The 19,315-nt window shown below is 32.3% G+C and carries 20 protein-coding genes and 2 tRNA genes; 8 read left to right on the top strand and 14 right to left on the bottom strand.

Features of this window, described 5'->3' with window-relative positions; all coding sequences use genetic code 11:
• The first annotated feature begins 10 nt into the window (after positions 1–10).
• From EYY60_RS19650 to EYY60_RS19640, 3 genes are all read left to right on the top strand, one after another.
• Positions 11–943 (top strand): transglutaminase, encoded by a 933-nt coding sequence (locus tag EYY60_RS19650; RefSeq protein WP_132990986.1) that lies wholly within the window; start codon positions 11–13, stop codon positions 941–943.
• A gap of 177 nt (positions 944–1,120) precedes the next feature.
• Positions 1,121–1,495 carry a hypothetical protein gene (locus EYY60_RS19645; RefSeq protein WP_132990985.1) on the top strand — a complete coding sequence of 125 codons (375 nt, stop codon included), beginning with the start codon at positions 1,121–1,123 and terminating at the stop codon, positions 1,493–1,495.
• Positions 1,496–1,616: 121 nt separating this feature from the next.
• The gene (locus EYY60_RS19640) at positions 1,617–2,672 is read left to right on the top strand and encodes a linear amide C-N hydrolase (protein ID WP_132990984.1); all 1,056 of its coding nucleotides are present in this window, start codon (positions 1,617–1,619) and stop codon (positions 2,670–2,672) included.
• Positions 2,673–2,741: 69 nt separating this feature from the next.
• On the opposite strand, the gene EYY60_RS19635 is transcribed toward EYY60_RS19640, so the two are convergent.
• Together EYY60_RS19635 and EYY60_RS19630 are read right to left on the bottom strand one after the other, a co-directional pair.
• Entirely contained in the window at positions 2,742–4,193 is a 1,452-nt protein-coding gene (locus tag EYY60_RS19635) for a glycosyltransferase (RefSeq protein ID WP_132990983.1), read from the bottom strand.
• A 274-nt stretch (positions 4,194–4,467) separates the two neighbouring features.
• A complete protein-coding gene (locus EYY60_RS19630; RefSeq protein WP_132990982.1) occupies positions 4,468–4,911 on the bottom strand; it encodes a PepSY-like domain-containing protein in 444 nt (147 codons plus the stop codon).
• 131 nt (positions 4,912–5,042) lie between these two features.
• Here EYY60_RS19630 and EYY60_RS19625 point away from each other — a divergent pair, with 131 nt between their 5' ends.
• Positions 5,043–5,450, top strand: a complete 408-nt coding sequence (locus tag EYY60_RS19625; RefSeq protein ID WP_132990981.1) for a VOC family protein — start codon at positions 5,043–5,045, stop codon at positions 5,448–5,450.
• A 73-nt stretch (positions 5,451–5,523) separates the two neighbouring features.
• Here EYY60_RS19625 and EYY60_RS19620 read toward each other — a convergent pair whose 3' ends face one another.
• From EYY60_RS19620 to EYY60_RS19610, 3 genes are all read right to left on the bottom strand, one after another.
• Positions 5,524–6,261, bottom strand: a complete 738-nt coding sequence (locus EYY60_RS19620; RefSeq protein ID WP_132990980.1) for an SDR family oxidoreductase — start codon at positions 6,259–6,261, stop codon at positions 5,524–5,526.
• Positions 6,262–6,340: 79 nt separating this feature from the next.
• Positions 6,341–6,910 (bottom strand): Crp/Fnr family transcriptional regulator, encoded by a 570-nt coding sequence (locus tag EYY60_RS19615; RefSeq protein ID WP_132990979.1) that lies wholly within the window; start codon positions 6,908–6,910, stop codon positions 6,341–6,343.
• A gap of 80 nt (positions 6,911–6,990) precedes the next feature.
• Positions 6,991–7,554, bottom strand: a complete 564-nt coding sequence (locus tag EYY60_RS19610; RefSeq protein WP_132990978.1) for a hypothetical protein — start codon at positions 7,552–7,554, stop codon at positions 6,991–6,993.
• A 123-nt stretch (positions 7,555–7,677) separates the two neighbouring features.
• Here EYY60_RS19610 and EYY60_RS19605 point away from each other — a divergent pair, with 123 nt between their 5' ends.
• Positions 7,678–8,283 (top strand): class I SAM-dependent DNA methyltransferase, encoded by a 606-nt coding sequence (locus EYY60_RS19605; RefSeq protein ID WP_132990977.1) that lies wholly within the window; start codon positions 7,678–7,680, stop codon positions 8,281–8,283.
• 16 nt (positions 8,284–8,299) lie between these two features.
• Here the strand turns inward: EYY60_RS19605 and EYY60_RS19600 are convergent, their stop codons facing one another.
• The 3 genes from EYY60_RS19600 to EYY60_RS19590 all read right to left on the bottom strand — a co-directional run bounded on the left by EYY60_RS19600 (position 8,300) and on the right by EYY60_RS19590 (position 10,885).
• Complete coding sequence (locus EYY60_RS19600; protein WP_132990976.1) at positions 8,300–9,463, bottom strand: chromate transporter; 1,164 nt, start codon at positions 9,461–9,463, stop codon at positions 8,300–8,302.
• 1 nt (position 9,464) lies between these two features.
• Positions 9,465–9,962, bottom strand: a complete 498-nt coding sequence (locus EYY60_RS19595) for a hypothetical protein (RefSeq protein ID WP_132990975.1) — start codon at positions 9,960–9,962, stop codon at positions 9,465–9,467.
• Positions 9,963–10,042: 80 nt separating this feature from the next.
• Positions 10,043–10,885, bottom strand: a complete 843-nt coding sequence (locus EYY60_RS19590; protein WP_132990974.1) for a chromate resistance protein ChrB domain-containing protein — start codon at positions 10,883–10,885, stop codon at positions 10,043–10,045.
• A 312-nt stretch (positions 10,886–11,197) separates the two neighbouring features.
• Between EYY60_RS19590 and EYY60_RS19585 the strand changes: the two genes are divergently transcribed.
• Entirely contained in the window at positions 11,198–12,043 is an 846-nt protein-coding gene (locus EYY60_RS19585) for a class I SAM-dependent methyltransferase (RefSeq protein ID WP_132990973.1), read from the top strand.
• Positions 12,044–12,081: 38 nt separating this feature from the next.
• On the opposite strand, the gene EYY60_RS19580 is transcribed toward EYY60_RS19585, so the two are convergent.
• On the bottom strand, positions 12,082–13,290 hold the full coding sequence (locus tag EYY60_RS19580; protein WP_132990972.1) for a PQQ-binding-like beta-propeller repeat protein: 1,209 nt from the start codon (positions 13,288–13,290) through the stop codon (positions 12,082–12,084).
• A 320-nt stretch (positions 13,291–13,610) separates the two neighbouring features.
• Between EYY60_RS19580 and EYY60_RS19575 the strand changes: the two genes are divergently transcribed.
• Complete coding sequence (locus EYY60_RS19575; protein ID WP_132990971.1) at positions 13,611–14,174, top strand: Crp/Fnr family transcriptional regulator; 564 nt, start codon at positions 13,611–13,613, stop codon at positions 14,172–14,174.
• A gap of 72 nt (positions 14,175–14,246) precedes the next feature.
• A complete protein-coding gene (locus EYY60_RS19570; protein WP_132990970.1) occupies positions 14,247–15,044 on the top strand; it encodes an MBL fold metallo-hydrolase in 798 nt (265 codons plus the stop codon).
• A gap of 81 nt (positions 15,045–15,125) precedes the next feature.
• Here EYY60_RS19570 and lepB read toward each other — a convergent pair whose 3' ends face one another.
• From lepB to EYY60_RS19545, 5 genes are all read right to left on the bottom strand, one after another.
• On the bottom strand, positions 15,126–16,727 hold the full coding sequence (gene lepB, locus EYY60_RS19565; protein ID WP_132990969.1) for a signal peptidase I: 1,602 nt from the start codon (positions 16,725–16,727) through the stop codon (positions 15,126–15,128).
• Positions 16,728–16,899: 172 nt separating this feature from the next.
• Positions 16,900–18,204: a M20/M25/M40 family metallo-hydrolase gene (locus EYY60_RS19560; RefSeq protein ID WP_132990968.1), complete on the bottom strand. Its 1,305-nt coding sequence runs from the start codon at positions 18,202–18,204 to the stop codon at positions 16,900–16,902.
• 220 nt (positions 18,205–18,424) lie between these two features.
• Positions 18,425–18,856, bottom strand: coding sequence for an NUDIX domain-containing protein (locus EYY60_RS19555; protein ID WP_132990967.1), 432 nt, complete (start codon positions 18,854–18,856; stop codon positions 18,425–18,427).
• 60 nt (positions 18,857–18,916) lie between these two features.
• Positions 18,917–18,991: transfer RNA gene (locus EYY60_RS19550), tRNA-Val, on the bottom strand.
• A gap of 88 nt (positions 18,992–19,079) precedes the next feature.
• Positions 19,080–19,154, bottom strand: a tRNA-Val gene (locus tag EYY60_RS19545).
• Positions 19,155–19,315 lie beyond the last annotated feature (161 nt).

Genomic DNA, 19,315 nt, shown 5'->3' with positions numbered 1-19,315 from the left:
TTGATTTTTTATGATGAATTTCCCTAAAATTGACTTCCCGCAATTAAAATCCAAATTACAGGTAAAATCGCCGTATGACAGGATTATTATTATGCTGTTGAGTCTTTTGATAACGATTCCGATTTTCATCATTCTGCATCAAAATCTCCGCGATTTAAATTGGGCTTTCAATTTAGATCGCGTCTTCATTTTTATATTTGTTTTTGCAGTAATATTCTTTTTACTGATGCTGCTTAGAACTATAATTATTCTTTGTGTCGCAGTTTATTTGCTGGTATTATTTTATGGTACTGTAATTGGGAATTATGGTTTCAGCGAAATATCTGAAGATTATAATTCGATGATTTATACCATGTCTGACAATCCTTATCCGCAAGATATTATTGTAGCAAAATTGCTTCCTTTCCCAAATCGATCAAAAATTATAAATGCAATCGAATATCAAAATCCAAAAGTGCGCAATTTCGCCATTATGAGTGCCAATAAGCATTTTAAAGGAATTAGAGGATATTCAGATTACAGAACTATTATTCAGTGTTTTGCTGTGTTTAAAGAAATCAATGGACGCTGGAATTATGTAAATGACCCGAAAGACGGCGATTATATTGCAACGGCAAGTGAATCACTAGAATATTTTTCTGGAGATTGTGACGATCATTCGATATTAATGGCAGCAGCAATCCGTGCAATTGGTGGCACTCCACGTCTTATTCATACAAAAGGCCATATTTATCCAGAAATATTGATTGGTTCTATGATTGATTTGGAAAAAGTAAATTATCTCATAAAAAATGTGCTTTTTGTAAAAGAAAGTTACGGCAAAACTATTCATTATCATATCGATGAGCGCGGCCAAGTCTGGATGAATCTGGATTATACTGCCACATATCCTGGTGGGCCATTTTTGTATGAAGAGATTCTTGGAGAGCTTACGCTGAATTAAAATTTGCGATTTGAGACAAGCCTAGATAATTTAGAAATTAATAAATTGTCATTTGTTAAAATGGAAATCCCTAGTAGATTCAAGGCTTTCCAAACGAATTTAAATATTTGATTACAAAGATGTTAAATATTGTTTTTTTTTGTAACTTTTCCTGTCTAATTTTTTAATCACAGAATTATGAAAAAATCTAAATTATTTATCTTCGGAATTTTATTATCTGCAGTATTAATTCTTTCTTGCAATAAAGCAAAAAGAAATGAATTAGTAAGTTCTTGGAAAGTTACTGCTGTTGAAGCAAATAAAAAACCACTTTCTGATTCATTGAAAAATGTAATTCTTACTAATGGTCAATTGACTTTTACTGAAGATGGTCATGTAACAGGTTTTTTACTAAGAGAGATGACAGATGGTACTTATGCTTTAACTAAAAAAGGGAAAAGTCTTGTAATTAAAGACGAAACAGGCACTCCATGGCCTTGTGTAAGCACAATCACCAAAGACGAATTAATTTTAGAGGCTGAAGAAGTGAAATTGACTCTTAAAAAGATTTAAGTTTCCTTGACTCGCAATAAACAATAACCACATAAGAAAATCTAAACTCCTAAATGATCTCAAACTTTAGGAGTTTTTTTGTTTATCGACATTAGTTTATAATAATGTAAAAGTTAGCTGTATGAAGACAAAAAATAGAATTTTGATCGTTTTTGCTTTTTTAAGCACAATAATTTATAATGGAAAAATTTTCGCTTGTACAAGAATTGTTTATCAAGGACTGAATGGCACAATTCTTACAGCACGTTCAATGGACTGGAGAGGTGAAATACCAGCTAATTTATGGGTTTTTCCAAGAGGAATGGAAAGGTTTGGCGAAGCAGGGAATAATTCAGTTAAATGGAAATCAAAGTACGGAAGCGTTGTAACAAGTTCTTGGGATATTGCTTCGTCTGACGGAATGAATGAAAAAGGTTTAGTTGGAAATTTATTATGGCTTGTTGAATCTGTTTATCCCCAATTTGAGAAAAACGGCAAAACAAAAGGCTTGGCGGTTTCATTGTGGCTTCAATATGTTTTGGATAATTTTTCTACGGTTTCTGAAGCTGTAAATGCTTTAGGGAAAAATGACTTTACGGTAACATCGTCGCATATTCCTGGAACAGATATTTTTGCAACGGTACACTTGTCGATTTCTGATGCTTCTGGAGATAATGCGATTTTTGAATACATAAATGGAAAATTGGTTATTCATCATGACAGAAGCTATGTTGCGATGACAAACTCCCCTATTTTTGATGAGCAATTGGCAATAAATACGTATTGGAAAAGTATTCCAGGAACAATTATGTTGCCTGGAACCAACAGAGCTGCCGATCGTTTTGTTCGTGCTCACTATTACATTGATGCGATTCCGAAAACAGATAATACAAGAACTGCGCTTGCCAGTGTTTTTGGTGTAATTAGGAATTGTTCTGTACCACTCGGAATTTCTTCAGCAACAGAACCAAATATATCCTCGACGCGATGGAGAACTGTTGCAGATCAAAAAAATCTAGTGTATTATTTCGATAATGTTTTAAATCCGAATGTGGTTTGGGTGGAATTCAGTAAACTAGATTTTAGCGAGAAAGCTAAAGTTCGAAAACTAAGTTTAGCCAATAATGAAAATTATTCTGGAGAATCTTCCATGAATTTTCAAGCTACGGCGCCATTTAAATTTGCAGGGTTAGATTAAAAATAAAAACCTTCAGGGCCTAAAATGCAAGGTTCTGAAGGTTTTTGTATTTCAAAAACTTTAAGTTATTTAAGATAAACCACGTGTCAGCCACCCTTTTTTATTAGCTGTTGCAATAGCATAAGGCGTTATCCAGAATAAGCTGAAAGTATAAAATATGCTATATGAATACGCCCAAAAAGCATCCGAAAAACTATATCTTTTAGCATAAAATAATACTGAAAAAGTAGATACGATCATAATGCTTAAAAGCGTTGAGCTAAAAAACAGCACTGGATGAACTGCTATAAAAAAGAGCATAAATAATAAGAAAGGATATGACATAATTATTTTTAAAGACTGATTCAAAAATAAAAGTCTGGCACCAAATTTAGATTCATTTCTAAAATCTTTAAAAACATATTGTGCCATCATGATATTTTCACGCACATTGCTTCTTCCCCATCTTATAAACATCTTGTATAAGCCTTTGTACTCTTCTGGGACATTTGTCAAAACGAGGGCATTTCTTTGGAACAAAACATGTAGTCCTTGCTTTAAAATCATATTAGTCATTGCTCGATCCTCGCCAATATCTGATGGTTGTCCCATAAAAGTTTGATTGATCCATTCTGGAAGACACACAAATACCGCATCTTTTCTATACGCGGCCGCTGAGCCGGGCGTGCATAATACAGATCCCAACATGCTTTCGGCAGAACGCATGAATTCAAAACTCATCACAAAACTTACATTCAGCATTTTTGGCAACAAAGCTTTTTTATTGTTTAAAACATGAACATTTCCTGCTACTGCACCGCATTTTTTATCAACAACGAACGGACTTACAAGATTTCTTAACGTATCTTTTTTTACAATTGAATCACTGTCAACAGTTACAAAAACTTCACCAATTCCTAGTTCAAATCCGCGGTATAATGCGTGGCGTTTTCCTTTGTTTTCCGGTTGTTGGTAAATTTCAAGACGATCTCCAAGCTTTATTTTTGCTTGTTGCATCCAGTACCAAGTATCATCTTTGCTTCCATCATCAATGGCTAACAATTGAAGCTTTTGCTGAGGGAAATCGCTTTCAGCAAGACTCATTAAAGTTTGCCATACTAATTTTCCTTCGTTATAAGCGGGAACAATTACGGTGCAAGTTGGCAATAAATCGTCAGAAACAGATTCAATTGGTTTGTATCTGAAATACAAATACAGATTATATAAAAACGAACCTGTTTGGAAAAAGAATAAAACGGTTGCTAAGATTAAGAATGGAAATCCCCAACTTGAATTTATCCGGTCTAATTGAAATTGATCAAAATCAGATTGAAGTTGGTACACTAAAAAAGCACCACCTAGCATCAGTAAAAAAGTACCAGTAAGTACTATAACACCTAACGGACTATATGTTTTTTCGGTTGCTTGATTTAAGGATTTTGTATTGGGACTAAAAATTGAACTTTTGTTAGATTGTTCTTTTGTGCTGAGGGTTTTATCAGAAGTATAAAATTGTTCTGAAGTAATTGTTTCACTTTTCATTTGGGCTATTGCTTTATTCGTAAAATGGCTTTTAAATTGATTTTCTTGTTCGTTTTTCAGTTAAAAACTGATCAAAACCAAGTAAACAAGAAATCGACTCTAACCGATTTTACAAGCGCTGTGCCACAAATACTAAAAATTGAAAATGAGAGTTTTAGCAAATTTTAGCTAAAAAAAGATTGTGTAAACTTTACACAAGTGTAAAAAGTTTATACTTCATATTTTTGAAAAAACCTCCAGAAATAAGGCTTTCCAGTGCTTTTAAAAACGTAATTTAATTGATATTATTGTTTTTGTCCTTCAGAATTTTTCCATCTTTTGAAAATTCCAAATCAATAGAATTGGTTAAATCAACATCTAAATCTTTGTGTCCATAATCGATATGCGTGATTTTTTCGTTTGGATAATTTTTCGAAATATAATCTTTGATATTTGCCGGAATAAAATCTGTCGGAATTGGATTTTTCCCTCCATCTACTTCTCGATACGAGCCATCTTTCCAAAATTCAACTTCGGTTCCATCTTTTAGTTTGACTTCATACCCTTTTTCACCATGTTCAGCATCTTTTTGAGCTTTGACTACAGTTGTGTAGCTAAAATAGTGTTGAAGAAATTCTTGAGCTGGTTTTGGCAATTCTGTAGTTTCAATTTTTTTCTGAGCATTTGCCGATAGCGATAAACCAAAAATCAATATGGCAATTATATGATATGTTTTCATGATTCCTATCTTTTAAATTTCGTATCTAGCTAATTTACAACAAGTAACAATGGGTTCAAATCAATTTAAGAAAGCTTTAATTGTTTACAGCACACATTTTTAGTACATTTAAGATCTTAAAACCAAAAGCTATGGAAGATTCAAATAAGCAAAATGACAATACGATTCCAAAAGTGACGGGCGTTGGCGGTATTTTCTTTTTTACCGAAAACCCAAAAGAAACCAGAGAATGGTATGCTAAAAATTTAGGTCTGGAAGTCAATGACTGGGGTTCGACATTTGAATCTAGAAATTTGGATAATCCAGAAATAAAAGAAGTGCTACAATGGAGTCCGTTCAAAAAGAATGATGATTATTTTTCGCCTTCAAAAAAAGAGTTTATGATCAATTATCGAGTTCAAAATATTGAAGGCCTTATAAGTAAATTGAAAGAAAATGGCGTAACTGTTTTAGATGATATTGCAACTTATGATTATGGCAAATTTGTTCATATTATGGATGCTGACGGCAATAAAATCGAACTTTGGGAACCGATTTAAATAATAAAAAGACAATAAAAAAGCTCCAAGATCAATTGATTTTGGAGCTTTTCCTTTATTTGTAAATTCTAATTTACCACGGACTTTCTTCGCTTTGGTCTTCAATATCATTACTGAAAAACTTTCCTGTTGGGCCATTTTCATCTGTCAAAGTATGTTTGATAATGAAGCTTGCGGCACTTTCGACGCTTCCTGGTCCGTTGAAGTTATTAAAATCGGTCGCCGTATAGCCAGGATCAATTGAATTCACTTTAAATGGAAGATCTTTCAATTCAAAAGCCAGAGTAACTGTAAAAGCGTTTAAAGCAGCTTTTGATGAAACATATGAAACTGCTTTAAATGGATAATATTTCCACGATGGATCGCTGTGTAAAGTTAGTGAACCAAGACCAGATGTAATATTGCTGATTCTTGGATTATCCGATTTTTTAAGTAAATCAAGAAATGTTTGTGTAACTCTAATCACTCCAAAAAAATTTGTGTCAAATGTCTCTTGTAAATTTTCAATCGAAGTTGTAGAAGAATTTTGTGGCATTGCCCCTAAAATGCCAGCATTATTGATCAAAATATCGAGTTTGCCTTGTTCTTTTTCTATGCTATTTTTAGCTTTTAGAACACTTTCCTGATCTGTAACATCAATCTGGATCGCTTTCACGTTTTTAAATCCGTTTTGAGCTAATTCAGCAGTTACTTTTTCTCCATTTTCAAGATTTCGACTTCCTAAATAAACAAATAATCCTTTTTTCGAAAGCTGTTTAACTATTTCTAAACCAATGCTTCTGTTTGCCCCTGTTATTAATACTGATTTCATTTTTGTCGTTTTAAAATTATTAATACAAAGTTGCAATCCTAAAAAATAGAAACATTTGCCAAATGGCAAAAAAAACAATTTAACGAATATTTTTTCTAATCCGACTTAACGAAGACTGTGTGATTCCGAGATAAGAAGCTAAATAAGAAAGCGGAATTCTATTGATGACATTCGGGAACATTTTCATAAAAGACAAATAACGTGTCGTTGCATCTTCAGAAACGAGTGGGCTTCTTCTGGCAACTTTCTGAATTAAAGCTTTCGAAATTATTTTATGGACAATGGTATCCCAGCCAATTATAGTATCTAATAATTCCTGCCAATCTTTCTTTGAAAAAACAATGATTTTGCAATCTGTAACTGCTTGTACATAACACGACGAACAAATGCCGTTATCGAAACTTTCTAAATCTACAACGAGATTATTTTCTTCAATAAAGTATTTTGTAATTTCTTCGCCTTTATTGTCATAATAGCAAACGCGCATTATTCCGTCAATTATAAAACCAACTTCAGCTGCAACTTTTCCTGCTTCTGCAAAATAGTTCTCTTTGCGAATGTCTCTTTCTTCTCCTTTTGATAAAATTAAATCAATTTGCTGCTGATTCAAATTTCCAAACTGCAATATGTAATTTACTAATTCTTTCATGCATGAAAGTTAAGCATAACTTTTTAGTGTGAATTTGTCATTTGGCAAAAAAATATAGATTTCAATTCACTATTTAAATTCTATTTCTTCTTTTGCAAATTCACTAATATCGTTCTCATTGTAATCGAATCTTGTGTTGTATAATTGATTTTAGACAAATGAACATTTATAAACAAATCTTTGCCAAACATTGCATAAGCATACATGTGTTTTTGCCTTGTTTTAATTCCTTCAAACTCAGTAATGTCATTTTGCCTAAACATAAAATCATCTGTTGGTTCGCCCCAAGCGTCGTTGTTTCTTTCATATTTTGATAAATTGCCATTCAAAAAATAGGTAAAAGGTATTATTGGGCTTGTTGTATGTCCCGTCGGATCAAAAGAGTCAACCATTTGCTTTTGTTCTTGTTTATTTAATTTATAAAAAAGAACCGAACAAATAATGTTGTCTTTTCCGCTTTTAGATAAATAATAGTAATCTTCACCTCGCCATTCTTTTTCAAAATTTTCAAATTGGTCAGTTTTCATTAAGAGAACTGCTTGTTTGTTTTTTGGATAATTGAATTCGATTATTCCATCAGAATTGTCACTTGTAAAGGACAGAAAACCAATTATTAGAGCCGTAAAGAATACTTTTTTTATCATAGAATTTTGTTTTTTTGTGTGGTTTAATTTTGATTTGGCTTATACGAATGTACTGGTTTTAATACATATTTTCTTTGTTTTTTGTTAAAAATAGTACTTATATTTAAAAATGAATTATTAAGAATGGAAAAAGCATCATTAAATAAAAACTCCTATAACAAAATTGCAGATCATTGGGCAAAAGTCAGAAACAATTCGGCTTTAAATCGACCTATTTTTGATTTTTTGGAAAAGGTAAAACCAAATAGCAATATTCTGGATATTGGTTGCGGAACAGGATTTCCTATTGCAAAATATTTTTCAGATAAAAACCAATCAGTATGTGGAATTGATATTTCAGAGAAAATGATTGAAACAGCTAAATCTGCTGCAATAAAAAATGCTGAATTCTTTGTGAGTGATTTTTTTGACTTTGAAACCAATGAAAAGTTCAACGGAATCATTGCTTGGGATTCTCTTTTTCATTTCCCAAAAGAACGTCAAAAAGAAATTTATCCTAAGATTTATGATTTGATGTTATCTGGTGGTTATTTTCTTTTTACTCACGGAAAACAAGAAGACGAACATACAGATAAAATGTTTGATGAATCATTTTATTACGGCTGCCTTTCACGAACTGAGGTTTTGGATTTAATGATGAGTTTAGGCTTTGAATTAGTTTATGAAATCGAAAATTTTGTCGAAGAAAATACAGAAAGAGACTGGGTAGTTATGGTTAGAAAAAAATGATTTCTCTGATTCTGAATTAAATCAATTTTATAAATACGCCAATAATTCCGGCAATTAAAATGATATAAGGCTCTTGGATTTTTTTGTAATAAAGCAAAGCTCCAATCGTCAGAACAGCAATTAATGCTGTCGGAACATCAATAATACTTCTTGAAGCAATGACAATAACAGATCCAACTAAAGCGCCAATTACAACAGCCGTAATTCCTTCAACAAAAGCTTTAACCGATTTGTTATCGGCAATTTTTTTAAAATATGGCGCCAACAAAATCGTGAATAAATAACAAGGAAGAAAAGTTGCCAAAGCAGCTACTAAGGCACCAGAAAATCCATCTACCAAATAACCGATAAATCCAACTGTAATAACGACAGGTCCAGGTGTTATCATTGCTACTGCAACTGAATCAAGAAATTGCTGTTCTGTAAGCCAATGATTTTCGGCTACCACGCCCGAATGCAGAAAGGGAACAATCGCTAATCCGCTTCCAAAAACAAATGCACCGGCTTTTGTAAAAAAAACAGCCAATTTTACAAGTGTCGATCCTTCTGAATTCCATAATGCGAATTGAAATAAAACCAGAGAATTTGTGGTTTTGAAATTCCACCATTTTGGAGGAGCAGTCATGATCATGTAAAATAATCCTGCTAATATAAAAAGTAAAACTTGCTCCTTTTCAGTTATAAAAGTTATAATTGTAGCGGTGATAAAAAAAAGCCAAAGCAACCATTTTGTTCTAAAAGATTCTATATTGAATTTACCAATAGATTTTACCGTAAGCTTGTAAGAACTCAATGCTATAATCCCTACCACAGAAGCGCCAACGCCATAAAACACAGCCTGAATCCAAGACAAACCGCCATACAATTGGTAAATAACACCTAATGCAAGTACCATTAGAAAAGAAGGCAATATGAAGGCAAAACCCGCTAAAGTGGCTCCTAAAAAACTATAATGAACAAAACCAAGGTAAATCCCTAGTTGTGCTGCAAGTGGACCCGGCGCGAGTTGTGCTAGTGCCAATCCTTGCTTGTATTCCTCTTCCGAAATCCACTTTCGATCTTCGACTAAATCTTTGTGCATATAGCCTACTAAAGCGACTGGACCGCCAAATCCCGAAGTTCCTAATTTTAGGAAATAAAGAGTCAGTTGCAACAAGCTGTATTTTGATGTTTTTTCCATTTTAAAAAGCAATTCCAAATTGAAAACCTACAGTAAAAGAGCTTGGATGATTATTGCCAAAACGAACCGGCAAAGGAACCGCCACATAATAACTGCAAGTTTTATTTTTAATTATAGTCTTATTGAAAACTGGAGTGAAACCGTATCTTCCGCTAGTTTCAAAAGCCGCTCTTCCTGCAAAAGTGTAGCCTTTTCCCAATGCCACTAAAACTCCTGGATGAAATAGTAAATTTGTTACTTTATCTGTTCCGTTGTCGTCTTTGATGTTTGGAACAAATTCAAGCGAAAATCCTATCTTTTCGCTTTTCCAAATATTGATTCCTGTTGGAAATCCAACTGCATAATAGTCTCTGAAATTTACAGTTGTTTCTTCTTTACTGAATGTAGCTATTGGGTGCATAATACCAAAATAGCCTGTAATTTTTGGATAAACAGTTTGAGAAAAAATAGTATAACTAGAAAGGAATACTGCAAAAAGCAAAGTTGATTTTAAATACATTGTTTTAGTTTTGGTTATAAAGCAAAACTAATCGCTTGCGCTTTCTTAAAATAGAATCAAATTTACCTTTTGTATTTGGTTTACTTTTTTGCTTTTTTTCGATAAGCCGAAGGATTTTTTCCTGTGTGCTGTTTAAAAATTCTTGTAAAATGACTTTGATCGGAAAAGCCTGTCATGTATGCTATTTCGGTCAAAGTATGAGATGAATTTCCAATAAGATGAATTGCTTTTTCAATACGAAGTTTCCTGACATATTCGCCAAAATTTAAATCTTCAAAATGCTTTGAAAATTCTCGCGATAAATACGATGGATTTAAATCCAATTCATTTGAGATTTTCTTTAAATCAAATGCAAATTGGGCGTCAATTTGGTCCTGAATAATTTCTTTTAAATCTTTAACCCAAGATGGTGTTTTTGTTGAAGTTTTCTTTTCTTTTAGAAATTTAGTGTAAACTTCATGAAGCAAATTTTCAAAAGGACTATTTTGCAAATGATTTTGCTTGTATAAATGCGTTGCCCAGCTGTATAATGCATCGTACAAAATCATTCCGGTTTCTAGCAATTTATAATCATCCGTAATATTATAAGAGAGTCCAGCTGAGATCGCCCAAAGTCCTGCCGATTCTTTTGCGATATCATGTCGGTCAGTATCAGCTCCCCGAACAATTCCTGCAATAATTGAGATTGCAGGATCAATGATTTCATATTTTTTGATAATATAATCAAATGTGCTCTGATCATCGTAGTGCGTAAATTCAACATTTGGAATATCAAACGGAATTGCATTTAATTCTTTTGCTTTTTCTAAAACGACATTAAAAGGAACATAAATGAATTCGGCTTCTTGGTCAACAAATTTCCGAATTAGCCAAGGACAAGCAATTCGGTCTATTTTTGGGCGTTCTCTCGTAATCCATTTCATTTGATAAATATTAAAAATTTTGGATGCTCAAATCTAATAAAATCATTTCATTTTAATAATTTAAAAGTTAGGAGGATTTTCTTTTATTGATACGCTAAGTTTTAATTGAAATGGTTTAAAATATATAGTTGAAAACCAGTAAATTGTATTTTTAAAATTCTTAAATTTGTTTGTTCAAAAATATTGGTTTACACCATAATAAAACTTCATTTCTCCCCATTTTATTTGTTTTCGGAATTGGTATAAACTAGTTAGCCCCTTTTCTAACTTTGGAACAAGCAAAAAACAATTATAGAATCAAAATTTAAGAAAATGGAACCACACCTTGAACAAATTCGCGAGCAGCAAAAACAGTCTTGGAACAAATTTTCTGGAGGCTGGAAAAAATGGGATGAAATCGTAATGGATTTTTTAAAACCAATGGGAGATGAAATAATTCGATTAATAAATCCCAAAACCACTGATTATATTCTTGATATTGCTTCAGGCACAGGGGAACCTGGATTGACGATTGCTGCCAAATTAACAGATGGAAAAATCATACTTACCGATCTTGCTGATGATATGTTGAAAATAGCTCGTGAAAATGCAGCTTTAAGAGGAATTAAAAATGTTCAAACAATGACTTGTGATGTTTGCGAGCTTCCTTTTCCAGATAATACATTTGATGCTATTAGCTGTCGTTTCGGATTTATGTTTTTTCCCGATATGGAATTGGCGGCCAAAGAAATGGTTCGTGTTCTAAAACCTGGAGGAAGAATTGCCACAGCAGTTTGGAATGGTCCTGAAAAAAACTTTTGGATTACTGCAACTATGGGGACAATTAGCAGAAATTTGGAGCTTCCGCCACCACCTTCTGGCTCTCCTGGAATGTTTCGTTGTGCCAAAGACGGATTTATTTCTGATTTATTCACCAAAGCTGGATTGAAAAATATTGTTCAAACAGAAGTAGCTGGAAAATTGAACTGCAAAACTGTTGATGGCTATTGGGAAATGCAGACAGAAGTAGCTGCGCCAATTGTAGCCGCACTAGGTTCAACTACTGATGAAATACGAGAAAAAATCAAAAAAGAAACTTATATCATTGTCAATGAAAAGTTCCCTGATGGAAATGTAATAATTGATTCTAGTGCTTGGGTCATTTATGGCGAGAAATAAAAACAAAAAAACTCCTTAGGTTCTAAGGAGTTTTTTTATTATCGAATAATTTTTATAAATGCGCTATAAACATCATCTTTTATAGATGTTCGCATATAAAACATGTTTTCATCTTGTTCTTTTAAATCATATTGAACTAAACCTGCATCGCAATAATACATAAGCAGATTATCATCAAGAGGAAACTCAATATTTGAAATCGGCATGGTTGTCAATTTTTTGTCCAATACAACTTCACCATTGTCTAGAAGTATTTGGAAAAGCTTTTTTCCGCGCGTATATCCCCATAAATTATCATTTTCTTGAGTAATATATTCTATATTATCGTCTTTAAAATCGGTTTTCCAAAGTTGTGTTCCTGTTTTTGAATCCACACAGTAAACTGAAGTAGTATTTGTGCCTTGTGCTGCAAAATATATTTTATTGTCTTTGCAAAATATGCGATTCTTTACATTATTCTGATTTTCATCAAATTTAAATTCCCAAACAATATCTGATTTATTAGCACTTAAAGCGTAAAGCGTATTTTTTTCATTTGCTACAAAGACATATTGGCCATCTGTCACAGGTTTTCCTGTTATAGCTTCATCAAAAGTTTTTTGGTAGATTACTTTTCCCGTATTGGCTTCAAAACAATAAAAGTTGGTTGCGCTTTGTGTAAAAATTTTATTTTCAAAAAATAAAATTGGTGCATGATTAACTTCAGCATCTAACCTGTAGCTCCATGCTAAACTTCCATTTTTGATATCAAGAGCATAAATACTGCTGTTCTGATTTTGAGTACTGATATATAATTTTCCATTATTTATCGTTGGAGCTTGATCTTTTAAAACAATTTGATCTGTGTAATTGCCGATTCTTGATTTCCAAAAAATTGCACCAGTTTGATTGTCAATCGCAAAAATTTCACCGTTAATAAATGGGACATATACAACACCATCTTGAAGTGTTACAGCATTTGCGCACATTTCTGTATGTGAATCGGATGCTTTGACAGTCCAAACAATGGTTTCAGATTCTAAATCAAACGAAAAAAGAGTGCCATCATAATCATAAAGCAAGATTGAAGCCTCGTCTAATGGAACTTTTTTAAGTGCGCTTATAGCTTTGTTTGTAACAATATCATTTGAAATTAAAGCCTTGTTATTTGGATCAGTACTTTGGCTGTTTTTTGCTGTAGGCGACACTTGGCCAAACATATTTATAAAAGTAAATACAAATAAAAGCGTTGTTAGTTTTTGTTTCATTTTTAAGATTTTGGTTTTATAGTTTGATTTGGGGAAATCGTTTGGTGTAAAAAATGTAACTAATAAAATTAAAATTATTGTTTTAGAATTGGTTAATTCAAAATAATTCAATGAAATTGATCGAAATAAAACGACCAATATCTATGCCAAATATAGTAAAAAACTATTATCAGAATTTGTAAGTTTTGTGCACTTTGAAAAGTGGCAATTTTGGCTTTATCCAAATTTGCAGATAGAAAATTAAAATGTCTATATTCGTAATTTATAGCATAAAATATCCAAAATTTTAAATCTGAAATAATAAAGGTAAATTGTAGTGAATGAAATCATTAATTGAATATTTTGCAAAACTGGGTTTTCCAGAAAAAACTTTAACTGAATTTTTAGGTTGTCTTAAAACCAGAAGCTTCTCTGCAAATGAATCGATTCTTGTTCAAGGGCAATTAGAAAATTATTTGTCTTTTATTGATTCGGGAGTTATAAGATATTATGTAATTGCAAATGATAAAGAAATAACCTTTGATTTTGCATTTAAAGATTCATTTTATTGCGCCTATGATTCTTTTTACAATAGGACTAAAACCGATATCTATATTCAAGCATTGACTGAGTGTCAACTGTATTCAATATCATATGAAAATTTGCAGCGTTTGTATGAAAAATGTGAAACCGCAAAAAAACTAGGACGTATTGCAACAGAATATTTGCTTGATAAAAAAGTAAAGAGAGAACTGGATCTTTTGACTAAAACACCACAAGAAAGGTATGAAAATTTGCTATTGGAGCAACCTAAATACGTACAGCAAATTCCATTAAAATATCTCGCTTCTTATATCGGAGTTGTACCGGAAACTCTTAGCAGAATCAGAAAACGTATTTCTTGACGAAAGTCAATTTTCAAACCGCTTATTTAGTACAGTTTTGTATGATATTTTAACAATCAAAATAGAATACAAATGAAAGTTACAATTACACATATTGACACTGCTTGCGTGTTAATAAATATCAACGGATATAAGATTTTGACAGATCCAACATTGGATAAAAAAGATGGATTTTTTCCACAATATGTAAGTAGTCCAATGGCATTTTCAAAAAAGTATACTGATCCTTCATTGTCAATTGAAGAAATTGGCGAAATTGATTTGGTTTTGCTGAGTCACGATCATCATAGTGATAATTTAGACAAGAAAGGGAGAATTTTTATTCAAACAGTTCCGATTGTTCTTTCTACAAAAGACGCTGAACTTCGTTTAAAAGACACCAATACAATTGGTCTTGACAATTGGCAAGAATATAATGTAGAAACAGAAAAAGTAAGAAATCTAAAAATTACTGCTGTTCCTGCACAACATACCAATATTAAAAGATTGGATAAAATAATGGGCAAAGTGATAGGCTTTACGATCGAATGGGAAGGCCAAACAAACGGTTGTATTTACATTTCAGGAGACACCGTCCTTTTTGATGGAATTTACGAATTGAAAAAAAAGAAAAACGTTGATATTGCAATTTTGCATTTAGGAGCTGGCGCATTTCCTTATTTAAAAAAGAATTTAAGAGTCACAATGAATGGTGAAGAAGCAATTGCGACAACAAAACTCTTAAATCCGAACGCTGTTATTCCGATACATTACGAAGGTTGGTGGCATTTTAAGCAATCTACAAAGTCTTTAAAAAGTGAAATTGAAAAATCTGAAGTAAAAGAGAAATTTTTATGGCTTGAAAGTGGCAAAGAGGCTGTTTTGGTTTAATAAATTGCTATAACAAAACATGAAAAAAGCTCTGAAATATAGCGTTTCAGAGCTTTTGATATTTTAGAATTATTGTAATTGCTATGCTTTTTTTCTCTTATTTATGAATTTATTCGCTGCAATACAAAGAACAACAAAAACAAGAAAATGTATTAAATAGGACTTCGGTTCGTTTCCGTTAACTACAGAAAAAACGCGATTCCATCTTACTTTGTTAATGCCTTTACCATCTTTATCCCAACTAAACCAAATAAAAACGGGCTTACCTATAACATGATCGAAAGGAACAAATCCCCAAAATCTCGCATCTAAAGAATTTTGACGGTTATCCCCCATCATCCAGTAATAATCTTGTTGAAAAGTATAAGTATCAGATAATTTTCCGTTTATAATGATTTTCTTGCCGTCGATTTTCAAATCATTGTGTTCATATTCCTGAATAATTCTTTTGTAAAAAGGCAATGTTTCTAAAGTCAATTTCACAGTTTTCCCTTTTTTAGGAATATAAATAGGGCCAAAATTGTCGATATTCCATCCTAAAGACGAAATATGTGGAAATACGCCTCCATCCTCACCTTTTGGTGTCAATTGTTTCTTCACGGCTTTTACAGCGGGGTTATTTGCAATTTGTTTGGCTTCTTCATCTGTCAATGTCAAAAAATATTCGCCAGTATTAGTCAAAGCAAAAACTCCATTTTCATATTTTAAACCTTCTCTTGCTCCATATCTGTGAACAAGAGCGTCTTGATCTATAGTTTGCCCTTTTGTATCAATCAGAAAATTGTATTGTGGCTTTGCGCTTTTTGGCAATATTGATAATCTGCCATTAATGTAAATATATCCTTGGCGGATTTCTAAAGAATCGCCCGGAATTCCAACGCATCTTTTAACCAGGTTTGTTTTTTTGTCGATTGGTTTATAGTAATTTCGGTCAGGATGAAAATTATCCATATCTCGCAAGGTGTCTGCAGGCTGATTGAAAACTACAATCTCGTTTCGTTGAATGGTTTCAACTGCAGGGAATCTAAAATATGGCAATTGAAACTTGTTTAATAATGATGTTTCTCTTTTTGTCACATCATCATTAAATAAGTATGATTTTTTGCCCAAAAAAGGAATTGAGTCATGAACCATTGGCAATGCCACTGTTGTCATAGGAGTTCTTGCGCCGTAATTAAATTTGGTTACAAACAAAAAGTCTCCTGTATATAATGTTTTTTCTAATGATGAAGACGGAATTGTAAATGGCTGTATTACATAAGTATGTACCAATGTTGCAACAACAATTGCAAATATTAGCGAGCCTATTGTTTCTTCAGTTTTCGATCTAGGCGTTAAATCTCTATTTTCAATGTAAACTAGCTTTTCAGAATAGTTTATAAAAGTGATATATACTCCTAATGTCACTAAAACCAGTGTGGTATCTTTTGTGGAGTTTTTTCCAAAACTTCTTATAATTTCAATCCAAAATACTGGAATTACCAAAAGATTAATAATAGGGATAAAAAGCAAAACAACCCACCAACGCGGGCGCTTTATGATTTTCATCATTACTACTAAATTATAAATTGGTATAAATGACTCTATAGGTTTTCTTCCCGCTTTAATATAAAGTTTCCAAGTAGATAACCCATGGAAGATTTGTAGAATAAAAATAAAGATGAGCCATTGTGATAAATTCATATTTCCGAAGTTTTATTGGTTGTTTTACTTGTCCCAAATCTATATTGATTTAATATATGTAGCTTTTTAGAAAAATTGTTACACAAATCAGAAACAGAACAAAAAAATAATAAAAAAAGCACAGAAAATAATTGGTTTTCTGTGCTTTTCGATACTTCATAATTTACTTATATTATTTCAATTGAGTACTATCTACTCTTGTCGGCGTATCTTTCCCACTAATAATCGAAGAAGAACTTAATGCAATTGATTTTATTATTTGGGTCATGTTGTCAATGTCTAACGTTTCAAATTCGTCATCAGCTGTGTGGTAATATGGCTCATTATCCATTTTTGAAGTAGAAATGGTATGAGCAGGAACTCCAAGTCTGGCTAATGTAGCATTGTCTGAGCGGTAGAATAATTGTTGGTCCGGATAAGGATCTGGATAAAATGTAAAATTTGTTCCCGTTAAATTAGTTTGTAAAATCTGCCCCATATTCGACTTTTCGAAGCCTGTAATATAAGCCGAGTTTTTTCCCCATTTAGATTCTGTTCCTATCATTTCGATATTGAACATCGCAATTACTTTTTCTGGTACAAGCTGTTTCGAAAAATATTTGGCTCCATAACCACCTAATTCTTCTGCCACAAATGTGGTAAAAATAATAGTGCGCTCGTTGTTATTTTGTTTTTTGAAATATTTTGCTAGCATAATTACTGCTGTTGTTCCAGCTGCATCGTCATTAGCACCGTTATAAATAGAATCTGTTGCTGGATGCGGAGCGCCTTCTTCAGGAGAACCTATGCCTAAATGATCATAATGTCCTGAAAAAATTACATACTCATCTGGTTTTGTTTTTCCTGGTAATATTCCAACAACATTATTCAATGTTTTTTTGGAGATTGTATTTGTCAATTCAACAGAAAAAGTGGTCGCTTCCATCGTACCAAAAACAAACATAACTGTATTGTTTCCAGGATTAGCCGTTATTCTATCAATATGTTGAATATTCGGTAAAACTTTTTCGAATGAAGGGTCAACTAGGACTAAAAGATTTTTCGGACTTTTATAATATTCATTAAATTTTTGGCCTATGTTGTCCCCTTTGTTGATTTTTACTACAGAAATATCGCTTTTTTCAGTTAAAGAAACCTGAGGAAGGTACGAGAATGTTACAACTTGATTATTATTTATTTCTTTGCCGTCAATAGTAATTTTTGAAGAAACTGCTTTAGAGGCTGTCATCGAGAACTCTTGTCTGTAATTCGTTGCTCCATTGAAAGTTTGCAAACCAATTTTTTTAAACTCTGATTCTATGAAGGCAGATGCTTTGTCAATACCAGGAGTAAAAGTTCTTCTTCCCTGCATATCATCGGCCGAAAGTATTTTCTCTATACGAGTAACCTCCTTGTTCGTAATAATTTTATCAATCGATTGTCCATGTACATTAAAACATTGACTTAGAACAAAAATACTTACAATAATTTTTTTCATATTTTACTTTTAAAAATAACATTTGTGTTAAGTCAAAAGTAAGTTAATTATTTACAAAATTAGCGTTGGTAAAAGTTTTTAATTGAAAAAACTAAGGTTTTGTACCTTTAAGTAAATACTGCTTCGGGTCATTTACATTTCGGTAAATCCCTTGCTTTTTTGATTATGACGAACCAGTTTTTCTTCTTAATTGAATGTAAATCCGATATAGAATTTATTCTTATTTTACTTTTGTTATCTCTTTTAATCTCTCAAATGCAATAATATCAGATTCTAGAACAAATGGATTATTTTTTGAGTTAATATCAATCCATTCTAGTTTTTCTAATCCTGGGATTTGAACATTTAAATCTTCAATATTTAGTATCTTGATTGTATAATAAATATTAAGGATTTGTTTATTGTCATTAATACGGGACTCTATAAAACTTTCCTGAGTATATAGATGATCGACGATTTCTATTTTTAGGTTTAATTCTTCTTCAAATTCCCTATGAAGACAGTCAATAGTTCCTTCTCCAAATTCGAGACCTCCTCCTGGTAATTTACAGATTTTTACTCCTGCATATTTTTCGTGTAGTGCTAAAATTTTATTTTCATGTATACAAAATGCATAAACTCTAACATTAAATCCAATCAATTGGTTACTCATATGGCTTTGAATTAAATTTTAGTAAAAAAAAACTCCTTAATTTCTTAAGGAGTTTCTTTGTGGGCGATGAGGGGTTCGAACCCCCGACCCCCTCGGTGTAAACGAGGTGCTCTGAACCAGCTGAGCTAATCGCCCTATTTTATTAGGTTGCTATCATTTCCTGATTGCGAATGCAAATATACAGCTAGATTTTGTATTTGCAAGTATATTTAGAAAAATTTTGTGGGCGATGAGGGGTTCGAACCCCCGACCCCCTCGGTGTAAACGAGGTGCTCTGAACCAGCTGAGCTAATCGCCCTATTTTACGTAGGTTGCTATCATTTCGTGACTGCGAGTGCAAATGTACAGTTAGATTTTCTATTTACAAGCATATTTATAAAAAAAATCAAAACTTTTTTTTATTTTTTCTTTAGAAACCTATTTTCCAGTTATTTAAAAATAGAATAAAAACTATCTTTT

This window comes from Flavobacterium zhairuonense (assembly GCF_004352915.1).
GTDB lineage: Bacteria > Bacteroidota > Bacteroidia > Flavobacteriales > Flavobacteriaceae > Flavobacterium > Flavobacterium zhairuonense.
This window is presented reverse-complemented; position numbering and strand designations above follow the sequence as displayed.

Coding starts and splice junctions, on each gene's coding strand:
- lepB (WP_132990969.1), bottom strand. CDS start 16,727: ATGAATTTATCACAATGGCTCATCTTTATTTTTATTCTACAAATCTTC.
- EYY60_RS19585 (WP_132990973.1), top strand. CDS start 11,198: ATGGAACCACACCTTGAACAAATTCGCGAGCAGCAAAAACAGTCTTGG.
- EYY60_RS19560 (WP_132990968.1), bottom strand. CDS start 18,204: ATGAAAAAAATTATTGTAAGTATTTTTGTTCTAAGTCAATGTTTTAAT.
- EYY60_RS19575 (WP_132990971.1), top strand. CDS start 13,611: ATGAAATCATTAATTGAATATTTTGCAAAACTGGGTTTTCCAGAAAAA.
- EYY60_RS19605 (WP_132990977.1), top strand. CDS start 7,678: ATGGAAAAAGCATCATTAAATAAAAACTCCTATAACAAAATTGCAGAT.
- EYY60_RS19645 (WP_132990985.1), top strand. CDS start 1,121: ATGAAAAAATCTAAATTATTTATCTTCGGAATTTTATTATCTGCAGTA.
- EYY60_RS19590 (WP_132990974.1), bottom strand. CDS start 10,885: ATGAAATGGATTACGAGAGAACGCCCAAAAATAGACCGAATTGCTTGT.
- EYY60_RS19615 (WP_132990979.1), bottom strand. CDS start 6,910: ATGAAAGAATTAGTAAATTACATATTGCAGTTTGGAAATTTGAATCAG.
- EYY60_RS19630 (WP_132990982.1), bottom strand. CDS start 4,911: ATGAAAACATATCATATAATTGCCATATTGATTTTTGGTTTATCGCTA.
- EYY60_RS19625 (WP_132990981.1), top strand. CDS start 5,043: ATGGAAGATTCAAATAAGCAAAATGACAATACGATTCCAAAAGTGACG.
- EYY60_RS19600 (WP_132990976.1), bottom strand. CDS start 9,463: ATGGAAAAAACATCAAAATACAGCTTGTTGCAACTGACTCTTTATTTC.
- EYY60_RS19635 (WP_132990983.1), bottom strand. CDS start 4,193: ATGAAAAGTGAAACAATTACTTCAGAACAATTTTATACTTCTGATAAA.
- EYY60_RS19610 (WP_132990978.1), bottom strand. CDS start 7,554: ATGATAAAAAAAGTATTCTTTACGGCTCTAATAATTGGTTTTCTGTCC.
- EYY60_RS19640 (WP_132990984.1), top strand. CDS start 1,617: ATGAAGACAAAAAATAGAATTTTGATCGTTTTTGCTTTTTTAAGCACA.
- EYY60_RS19650 (WP_132990986.1), top strand. CDS start 11: ATGATGAATTTCCCTAAAATTGACTTCCCGCAATTAAAATCCAAATTA.
- EYY60_RS19580 (WP_132990972.1), bottom strand. CDS start 13,290: ATGAAACAAAAACTAACAACGCTTTTATTTGTATTTACTTTTATAAAT.
- EYY60_RS19570 (WP_132990970.1), top strand. CDS start 14,247: ATGAAAGTTACAATTACACATATTGACACTGCTTGCGTGTTAATAAAT.
- EYY60_RS19620 (WP_132990980.1), bottom strand. CDS start 6,261: ATGAAATCAGTATTAATAACAGGGGCAAACAGAAGCATTGGTTTAGAA.
- EYY60_RS19555 (WP_132990967.1), bottom strand. CDS start 18,856: ATGAGTAACCAATTGATTGGATTTAATGTTAGAGTTTATGCATTTTGT.
- EYY60_RS19595 (WP_132990975.1), bottom strand. CDS start 9,962: ATGTATTTAAAATCAACTTTGCTTTTTGCAGTATTCCTTTCTAGTTAT.